At 47.2% G+C, this 8,801-nt stretch carries 6 protein-coding genes; 1 reads left to right on the forward strand and 5 read right to left on the reverse strand.

From position 1 onward, the window contains the following. Positions 1-61 precede the first annotated feature (61 nt). The 5 genes from QUA33_RS17495 to QUA33_RS17515 all read right to left on the reverse strand — a co-directional run bounded on the left by QUA33_RS17495 (position 62) and on the right by QUA33_RS17515 (position 7,136). Positions 62-2,338, reverse strand: a complete 2,277-nt coding sequence (locus tag QUA33_RS17495) for an AAA family ATPase (RefSeq protein ID WP_333149814.1) — start codon at positions 2,336-2,338, stop codon at positions 62-64. 165 nt (positions 2,339-2,503) lie between these two features. After that, complete coding sequence (locus tag QUA33_RS17500) at positions 2,504-4,081, reverse strand: polysaccharide biosynthesis/export family protein (RefSeq protein ID WP_333149815.1); 1,578 nt, start codon at positions 4,079-4,081, stop codon at positions 2,504-2,506. Between the two features lie 132 nt (positions 4,082-4,213). Further along, the gene (locus QUA33_RS17505) at positions 4,214-4,930 is read right to left on the reverse strand and encodes a cyanoexosortase B system-associated protein (protein ID WP_333149817.1); all 717 of its coding nucleotides are present in this window, start codon (positions 4,928-4,930) and stop codon (positions 4,214-4,216) included. Further along, positions 4,930-5,805 carry a cyanoexosortase B gene (gene crtB / locus QUA33_RS17510; protein WP_333149830.1) on the reverse strand — a complete coding sequence of 292 codons (876 nt, stop codon included), beginning with the start codon at positions 5,803-5,805 and terminating at the stop codon, positions 4,930-4,932. Before crtB ends, QUA33_RS17505 begins: the two co-directional genes overlap by 1 nt. A gap of 149 nt (positions 5,806-5,954) precedes the next feature. Next, positions 5,955-7,136 carry a DegT/DnrJ/EryC1/StrS family aminotransferase gene (locus QUA33_RS17515; protein ID WP_333149819.1) on the reverse strand — a complete coding sequence of 394 codons (1,182 nt, stop codon included), beginning with the start codon at positions 7,134-7,136 and terminating at the stop codon, positions 5,955-5,957. A gap of 180 nt (positions 7,137-7,316) precedes the next feature. Between QUA33_RS17515 and QUA33_RS17520 the strand changes: the two genes are divergently transcribed. Continuing rightward, positions 7,317-8,354 carry an NADP(H)-dependent aldo-keto reductase gene (locus QUA33_RS17520; RefSeq protein ID WP_333149821.1) on the forward strand — a complete coding sequence of 346 codons (1,038 nt, stop codon included), beginning with the start codon at positions 7,317-7,319 and terminating at the stop codon, positions 8,352-8,354. Positions 8,355-8,801 lie beyond the last annotated feature (447 nt).

Consider the following 8,801-nt stretch of genomic DNA (forward strand, 5'->3'; position numbering starts at 1 on the left):
GCCGCCTACAATATATTCATATTTCATTGAAGATGGCTTGACAAGAATCAAGCCAGATAAATTATCTCAATTTACTATTAATAGCCTTATTTTTAGGCTTTGACTGCTGCGGTAATTGCCTCGATCGCACTTCGATCGCGCGATCGCCGATCGCACTCAAAGGCAACTCGAATTCCTCAATATCATTGCGGAACTTCACCGGAATATCAGCACCGTTAATAATCGCTCCCAACAGCCGCGGCCCGGATTTATGCGACTCGTCCTCCTCAGATTCCAGCAACTGATCCGCAGCCTCAGACAACATACTAGACAAAGTGTAACCAGGCCGCGCCACCAAAATCATACCGTCCGTGTACGGTTCCAGTGTCAGCGCGTCGTTGCACTCGCTCAAAGCCGGAGAATCCACAACCACAAAATCAAAGCGGTTGCGAACATCCTCAAACAATCTCCGCATTTCGCTCGATTCTAGTACGGCGGAGGCTTGCCGCAAAAAGCCGGGACTCGGCACAACGTATAGATTCTCTACCTCGGGAACCAAAAGGACGCACTCGCTAATATTGCCGTAATAGTGCAAAGGTTCCACCGTCGCCAAAGGATCGGCAGCAATTTTCAAAGATTCAACGTTAGAAGCCGATCGCAAATCTGCTTCAATTAGCAAAGTCCGCTTACCCGATCGAGCCGATGCAATTGCCAAATTGTAAGCACTAAAACTTTTCCCCTCCAAAGGCGCCGCCGAAGTCAGCAACACCACCTTCACCGGTTTGTTCCCAATCCGGCGCAAATTAGTACGCAACCGCTCGTAAAATTCCAAATAGGGAGAATTTGCCTCCAGGGCCAGAGGCATTTCATCGCCGTAGGAATCAAACACCGTCACTTCCGGCAAAACTCCCAATATCGGCACCTCTTTTTCCACCAAAGCCGCCCGCACTTCTTCCCAACTGTAAAACTTGCCGTTGAGCATCCCCAACAAAAATATCAACCCCCCGCCCAGCAGCAATCCCACAAAGCCGCCCACCGCCAGCATCACGGGCAAACCTCTCTTGTTTGACTCAACGTCATCAGTTTGCGGCAATTGGGCGATTCTCAAACTCCCCGTTGTCTCAGCTACCGCTGCCTCAGCATCTACCAAAGCCGACTGCATCTTGTCGTAGAGAGCTTTTTTGAACGCCACTTGCTGGGCTAACCTAGCTTGTTCTAACTGCTTGTTGGGGATTGTCGCGTGTTCCCGGCGCAATTCTTTTTCAGTTTTCTCGATTCCTTGGAGTTGCTGTTGCACCGTATCCCGCTGCGTTTGCAAAGCAATCAAAGTTTGAGCTAACTGCTGTCTGGCCGGATCTAAAGAAGAGTCTACCCGAATTCGATCGGCACTTCTGAGCGGAGCCGCCACCCCGTTACCGCCGAGTACCTCAGATTGCCGCTGCTGCAACTGCTGCTCAAAAGCAAGTTTTTGTTTGAGCAATTCTACAATTTTCGGGTGTTCCTCCTGCAAGTCGCTGCGGAGAATTTTGAGCTGAGATTCGATCGAAAACAATTGCACTCGCAGTTGGGCAATAATTGGATCGGCAGAGAGTGCTTGAGCGACGTAAGCTTGCTCCACATTCAATCCCAAGCGAGCCTGCAAACTGTTAATTTGAGCTTCAATTCCTCCCAACTGCACGCGGAGTTGCCGCTGCTGCTGTTGGATGCTGGTAATCGCTTGCGGCAAAGCACCGCTCTGAGCTGCTAAAATTGAAGTTCCTTCTCGTTTTTCGTAGGCTTCAAGTTTTGCTTCCGTCTCTCGGAGTTCCTCAGTTACTTTCGGCAAACGCTGGTTAATTTGGGCGATCGTCGCTCGCAGTCTAGAAGTATTAAATGTTTTGCTGTACTCCACCATTTCCTTCATCAGCGTCTCTACTACCTCTACTGCTTTTTTACGATCGGCATTTTTGTACAATACTTGAATCAAAGCGCTGGGGTCATTATTCTTAGTGGGCATCTTTACTTGCACATCTTTTGCCAGCTTTTTAGCCAAAGCCTGTACTTTTTTTGCCGCTTCTTCTTGGTTTAATTTTTGTTGGGGTTTGATGAGTTTTTCTGCGGCTGGTTTAATCACCCTTGTATCCAGCAGCATATCTTTAGTTATTTCTTGTCCTTCCTGTTGAATTTTAGTAGTAGTCGATGAAAAAATCACGCTCGGTCTGTCGTAGGCCAGCGTACCTATGGCAACGTAAACTGGCGCTGCCTTTGGCTGCAGGGCCACTACTCCCGACACCCCCACAGTCACCGCGAGAGTAGCCAGTCCCACCCACTTGTATTGGTCGAAAGCAATTAAATAACGTTTGACAACTGATAAAGTCATGACGATTTTAGATTTTAGATTTTAGATTTTAGATTGCTAATTGTTAACGATAACTAATGACTGCTGACTAATTCTACCAATCCCCCAAAAACCTGCAACCGTAGGTTCGCGATCTAAACTCATATCCCATAAGTCATTGCCCGTCGCCAATAGAAAATGGTATGACTACCTATCATTACGTGACGGACCGAACAAATCTGTTACCCCATTTCTCAACTGCTCAAAGAACAGAATAAATCCCAAAGTATCCCGGAATGGTCGAGTAAAAGTATTGATTACATAACCAATGCGCTCTACCAAATTCCTACCAATAACAATCACATCATTATCTTCGAGCATCGGGTTCTGAGAAACATTGCCCTCCAAAGCAGCTTTAGCATCTATCGAACGGTTGATTGCTCTACCTTGCTTTTCGTCGAACCGAATCAGGGCTATTTTCCGCAAGTTAGCAAGATTAACAGGCAAGTTGTTGAGAGCATCCAAAAACCTGCTGCCATTTTCTACGTAGAACGAGGTCAAACCACCACTAGCGTAACTCAAAACTCGAACGTAGATCCTGGGTTTAATCAGAGTAGACCGCGAAACAAGAGCTTGGTCGTAATCTAGGTTTTTGGTACTAGCGTCCAATTCCGGGATGACAATCACATCTCCCGATGCCAAAGGAAAATCGAACAAATCGTTAGCGTTTGCTAGGGGAGTGTAGAGGTCGATTGGTTCCTCCACCGAGGAGCCGTCCATCAGCGTCCGCCGCACTCGTACCGCGCGCAAATCGGCTTTTCCCGTGACTCCCCCCGCAATCACCAAAGCAGCCGAAATTCGACCAGAACCCGCCGGAAGCGTGTAAAAACCCGGTTTGCTGACTTCTCCGGTGACAGTGATTTGGACGGGGACAGCAGCAGCAGCCAGGCTGTACCTGGATGCTAAATCTTGATCCGATTTACGATCGGGCGTAACCTGTTTATACGGTACGACGATCGCATCTCCATCTTCCAAACGCAAATCCGGCGGAGCAATACCAGTTTGCAGCGGTGTCAAAATATCAACAACTTGCTCCGCCACAGCACCTCCCGGCAGAGTCCGCCGCACCCGCACCGCCCGCAGTTCCGCCGTAGGATTAGTCCCAGCAGCCGCCGCCAGAGCTGCAGGAAGCTGGGGGGTTTGCAGCGGATAAAAACCCGGTCTGGCCACTTCCCCCGTCACCGTCACCACTACGGGCCGCTGAACCAGCAAAGCAGCCGAGACTTGAGGATTTTTAATAAATTGACCAAAGCGCTCCCGGAGGCGCTGCTGTGATTCTTCGACAGTAAGACCGCGCACATTTACTGTTCCGATTAGCGGCAGTACAATTACGCCTTCAGGGCTGATTGGACCTGTAAAACCTAGCTCTGGGAAGCGCTGAACTTGAACAGCAATCTGGTCTCCCGGGCCTAGGCGGTAGGGCCGATTCCGAAAAGCTGGGTTAATATCCCGGTTGAAATTGGCAGGCGGCGGTGGCGGGACCCGCAATGGCGGCGGCGCCACGAGCCGCTGGTCTCTTGGAACAACAGATTGAGCTAAAGCCGTTTCCGAAAAAATTTTGCTATTAAAACCCCAGAATACAGCAGCAAAAGATATAGTCCAAGCAGTTGAATACAGGCCTGCCAAGGAAAAAGCGAGGCGATTTTTAATTGTGGATTTTCCCCGCCTTTTCAGAGGATTTAAAAAAGTATTATTTTGAATAATGACGTGAGTTGTAAGTTTCATCTAAATATAGCGACGAGAAAAAACAATAAGATATTTTATGGGCGAGTTGAATCCTGATATTTACTAGGAAGCAGTTGATTTTGGCAAAATCGGCCCACGCCCTAGGCTGATTTATTTGCACCTACCTGCTTACTAAAACCGAAAAGTTTCTGTAATTAATTTAGCCTGAACACTTTCACCGAGAGATTCGAGCAAGGGTTGAGCTATCTTAATGTCGTCCTGCGGTTGAATGGGAAGGATGATACTGACAGCAACCCAAGAGGCGCGGCGGTTCGACAGTCTAGCAATGCTGTCTTCCCAAAACCAGCGGCTGGTTGCTGGAGAACCCCCGTTAGGCCAAGCGTACCATTGCGCGACAGCAAAAGTTTGTTGGGGAGTCCAGCTTCGGAAAAACCGGGCTTCGACAGTAGGCGGTGGCTGGTCGGGTATTGGTGCTAATTTTACTGTAAAGCTCAAAGTACGATGAGAATCGGTTTGCCACTGATGAAATCCATCGATATCTAGCCATTCTACTTGGGGCTGGTTTTTGGGGTAATTTTGAGGCAACAGCAATAAAATGGCAATTGTTTTATCCTTTCTAATTTCTTCAACTAACCATCTGTGAGTGCCAATTTGGACGTTATTCTGAACGGCTATAACCTGCCACCCAGGAATTTTTATACCGTTTTGGCGCACACTTCTTAATTGCTTGAGGTTGGCAAGGGTTGGCGGGTTTGTCCAAGGCCACCTTCCGGTCGCGTAGCCGGGAATTGCTACTGCCCCAACTAATACCAGCAAAAACACCAGTACCATAATTTTAGATAATTGATACCGCCGCAGTAGTTTCTGTGCTGAAATCATCTGTTTCATTAATTGCCAGACTGATTTGGGAAATACTTGTCCATCCCGTTGAGGATAAGTACCAATAACCCTAGTATACAAGCAGAATACAAATCTCCGCCCCATCCGGCGTGCAGCCAAGTAAAAAGCACCTCTCTGTTGGTTCCGTGAAAGTAAGTTAGTACAGTGTTGCGAAAAATGTTGGAAGTGATGCTAATAATGGATGTAATCACTAAAAATAAAAGGCTTTTTTTTCGAGACATCCAAACTCCCGTCCAATCCAGCAGAATTAAGCTGACGTAAAGACTGGTAAACAGCATTTTTAAGCCTGCACAGTGTGGAGCAACTTCTACAATGCGCTCGTTTACGTACAGATAAATTTCTTCCACTCTCACGTGGATACCAACCTTAATTAATATCCAGCCTGATGCTTCAGCAATGAATTGCTGTAAGGGCAAGGCGTAGGGTTCTATGAGGTAAGGAATGTGGTTTGGCGATGCCAGAAATACGAATAAAAGTGGCATCGCCTGCAATTGCAAGCCGGGAATTCCTTTTAAAGATAAGCAAATGCTGACTAGCATTACGGGCAGGGATAAATTTACTAAATCGCTCAAGCGACTTAGATAAAAAAGCGTGGCTAGTACCAGCAAAAAGCCTCCCAAAGGATGCGGTGAGTTGGGCAAGCTGCGCCAGCACTTTCGGTTCATCCAAGCAATATAAGCTGCGTAGGGCAAACCAATTAGTCCGTGGCTGAAATATTCGTGTTCGATGCTGATGCTTTTGTTCAGCCAGCCGTCGTACCAATGTACTAGCAGGGGGGCGTACAGCAGCACTAGGAGCACCGTGATACCTTCCCCCAGGAGGTATCGTTTGAAAACAATGCGAATTTTGCGCTGGATGTGCATGGTGTGAGAAGTTTTAAGATTGCCGCGCTGGATTCGCAACGCTTTGGGGTTTTAAACTGTCAGTTAAAGATTTGTTAATTCCTCACAAAAACGCTGTGACAACAGCACCTTACTGCTTGAACCACCTGCCGCATAAGTTTTAGGAACAATTAGTAATTCAATGATAGTACGATCGCCCGAACAACTTGCTCGATCTGAGTATTGCTCAATCCGGGATACATTGGCAATGATAAAATCTGTTCGCACAGGGTTTCTGCGCGGGGGAAGTCGCCCCGATTCCCTAAGTTTTGGTAGGCGGGTTGCAGGTGACAAGGTACGGGATAGTGTATGCCTGTTTGAATGCCGTGTTGGGCGAGTTTTTCCTGAAGGGTGTTGCGGTCGATCCTCTTCGTTGGCGTAGCCCCCGTAGGGGCGGGCTTCGCTAACGAGCTTTCCTCAGTAATTTTGATAACATAGAGGTGATAAATATGACCGCTGCTGCTGTGGTTGGCGATCGGGACAATGCCTTTGTGTTTCAATGGTTCTAGTAGAGTATCGTAGTGTTGGGCGGCCTCGGTGCGATCGCGATTCCATTTTTCTAAATAAGGCAATTTAACATTGAGCACGGCGGCTTGCAAATTGTCGAGGCGGCTGTTGCTACCGATTTCTGTGTGCAAATATTTGCTGGGTGCTCCGTAATTGCGGAGAGTTCGCATTTTTTCTGCGAGTTGTGCATCATTAGTAATTAACATCCCGCCGTCGCCAAAAGCACCGAGGTTTTTGCTGGGATAAAAGCTGAATGCTGCTGCTTTTCCAATGGAACCCGCGCGGTATCCTTCTCTCTCGGCTAAGTGCGCTTGGGCGGCATCTTCAAATATGATTAAATCGTGGCGGTTCGCAAAATCTAAAAGCTGCCGGGGCGATACCATTTGACCGTAGAGGTGTACGGGGATAATTGCTTTAGTTTTCGAGGTAACTGCTGTTTCGGCTGCTGTCAGGTCAATCAGGGCGGTTTCCGGGTCGCAATCTACAAGAATAGGTATAGCTTTGGCTTGGAGGACGGCGATCGCGGTGGCGATAAAAGTGTTAGCGGGTATGATAATTTCGTCACCCGGATTAATGCCGCAAGCTTGGAGTCCCAGAGCGATCGCATCTGTTCCGCAAGCCACTCCTACGCCGTATTTTACTCCTGAAGCTGCTGCAAATGCTGTTTCAAATTCTGTCAGTGCTTGACCTAAAATAAAATCTCCTTGCTCGATAATTTTCCCAATTGTTTCTGTTATTTGAGATTGGATTGGTTGGTGTTGCAGGGAGAGGTTGACAAATGGAACTTTTGGCGGGCGACTACTCATACATCAGACGAATACGAATTATTTATATTAACATTTAAGTGCAGATTTTTTTTACCGCAGAGGGCGCAGAGAGCGCAGAGGAATTAAGAGGAGAAAGCTTCGTGCACTTTTCTGGATCTGTAAATTAAATCAAGGTTTTTCTGTAATATAGAATCAGATATTTTTCCAGCAATCAAACTCGTGGAATACAAAAAACTAGGCGACAGCGATTTATCAGTATCTGAAATCTGTTTGGGTACGATGACTTACGGCCAGCAGAACACCGTTGGAGAAGCAGCACAACAGCTCGATTTTGCGATCGATAGAGGAATTAACTTTATCGATACAGCAGAAATGTATCCTGTCCCTGGAAAGGCGGAAACTCAGGGAAAAACAGAGGAATATATCGGCGAATGGTTGGCGAAACAGCAGCGGGATAAAGTCATTATAGCGACTAAAGTAGCGGGCAGAAGCACTCGATTAAAGTGGATTCGGGAAGGGAAAAATCAGATCGATCGCCCAAATGTCGAAAAAGCCCTGAATGACAGCCTGAAGCGCTTGCAAACTGACTACATCGACCTCTATCAGATCCACTGGCCCGATCGCTACGTGCCCTTATTTGGCGCGCCGGATTACGACATCGCCCAAGAACACGAAACTGTACCGATTTTGGAACAGTTAGAGGTATTTGCTGACTTAATCAAAGCTGGAAAAATCCGCTATTTGGGTTTGAGTAACGAGACGCCTTGGGGAGTTTGCGAGTTTTGCACGTTGGCTGAAAAACACGGTTTGCCGAAGGTTGTCTCGATTCAGAATGCTTTCAGTTTGAGCAATCGGACATTTCACCTAAATTTAGCAGAAACTTGCCGTTTTAAGAATGTGGGATTGATGGCTTACAGTCCTTTGGGGTTTGGGCTGTTAACGGGTAAATACTTAAAGGAAATTCCCGAAAATTCTAGGTTGGCTTTATTTGCGGGATTTGGTCAGCGTTACGATAAAACTAATCTGAATGATGCGGTGAAAGCGTATGTTGAGATTGCGGGGAAACATGGGATAAGTCCGGCGCAGATGGCTTTGGCGTATGTGCGATCGCGCTGGTTTGTAACTAGCACTATTATCGGTGCAACAAGTCTCGAACAGTTGGAGGAAAATATCGGTAGTTTGGAGGTGAATTTGGATCGGGAGATTATAGCGGAAATCGATGCGGTGCACGCTAAGTATCCGAATCCGACACCGTAAGATATCTCGGCGGTTGAAACCGCTTCTACACACACAAAGTCCGCCTGCGCGGACTAAGAGATAGAGGGTAAATTTAACCCGGATTTGGTATTAGTAGGTTGGGTTGAGGTAACGAACCCTAGGTTTCACTTCGCCCAACTTACCACTGGCTAGGAAAAGCATTTTTAATTCGATCGCACTCAAGTATTAGATGTGCTCAGAGGTTTTCTTGAGGAAGTGATGCAGCTAGCTGTAGATAAGGGTTACATCACGTTGGAAGAGAAGGAGGAGTTTATTCGTCCGGCTTTTGCTAGCAGTACGGATGCTGCGATATTGAGTAAGTAGTTTGTTTGGGTGGTGTGAAGGGCGATCGACCTGCCAATTCATCCATCAGGGTAAGCTCATCTAATTTGGTATAAATTGTACTTGACAAAAAGCCGCCAATAGGCTCTATATCTGTGCACCGAA

Source organism: Microcoleus sp. Pol14D4 (assembly GCF_036701245.1).
GTDB lineage: Bacteria > Cyanobacteriota > Cyanobacteriia > Cyanobacteriales > Microcoleaceae > Microcoleus.

What these genes read in the sequence shown, in the direction of transcription:
- QUA33_RS17495 (WP_333149814.1), bottom strand. Translation starts at nt 2,338, where the DNA reads ATGACTTTATCAGTTGTCAAACGTTATTTAATTGCTTTCGACCAATAC.
- QUA33_RS17500 (WP_333149815.1), bottom strand. Translation starts at nt 4,081, where the DNA reads ATGAAACTTACAACTCACGTCATTATTCAAAATAATACTTTTTTAAAT.
- QUA33_RS17505 (WP_333149817.1), bottom strand. Translation starts at nt 4,930, where the DNA reads ATGAAACAGATGATTTCAGCACAGAAACTACTGCGGCGGTATCAATTA.
- crtB (WP_333149830.1), bottom strand. Translation starts at nt 5,805, where the DNA reads ATGCACATCCAGCGCAAAATTCGCATTGTTTTCAAACGATACCTCCTG.
- QUA33_RS17515 (WP_333149819.1), bottom strand. Translation starts at nt 7,136, where the DNA reads ATGAGTAGTCGCCCGCCAAAAGTTCCATTTGTCAACCTCTCCCTGCAA.